Consider the following 539-nt stretch of genomic DNA (forward strand, 5'->3'; position numbering starts at 1 on the left):
CCGAACTCAGTAGTGAAACGATGCATCGCCGATGGTAGTGTGGGGTTTCCCCATGTGAGAGTAGGTCATCGTCAAGATTCATTTCGCAAAACCCCTATCTGCGCACGCAGGTAGGGGTTTTGTCTTTAAGTAGAAGCTATCGCTTCTCCTGGTAGGTTGAATAGCCAACCGGTGGTGGTAAAAAGGTGGTTGACAGCGTTACTGAATGCTGTATTATTCACCTCCCGCGACGAGAGATCGAAGCGAGTTAAGTGTTTGAAGCTAAACGAGTTTCTCGTAAAAAACTTTAAAATAAACGCTTGACAGACCCTGAGGAAAGCGTAGAATGCGCGCCTCGGTTGAGACAAAAGCTCTTGGCCAAACGCTCTTTAACAAATCGAATCAAGCAATTCGTGTGGGTGCTTGTGAGTATGGACTGATAGTCACAAAGATTATCAGCATCACAAGTGGCCATGCGAGAAATCACATAGTCATTTGAGATTGCTGAGCCAAGTTTAGGGTTTCTTAAAAACCCAAGCAGTATTGAACTGAAGAGTTTG

The 539-nt window shown here is 45.1% G+C and carries 1 rRNA gene; it reads left to right on the top strand.

The features are described from left to right. Positions 1 to 77, top strand: a 5S ribosomal RNA gene (rrf, locus tag L6D64_RS28680); the annotation flags it as partial. Positions 78 to 539: the final 462 nt, after the last annotated feature.

The organism is Pseudomonas urethralis, from assembly GCF_021602465.1.
Taxonomy (GTDB): Bacteria; Pseudomonadota; Gammaproteobacteria; order Pseudomonadales; family Pseudomonadaceae; genus Aquipseudomonas; species Aquipseudomonas vlassakiae.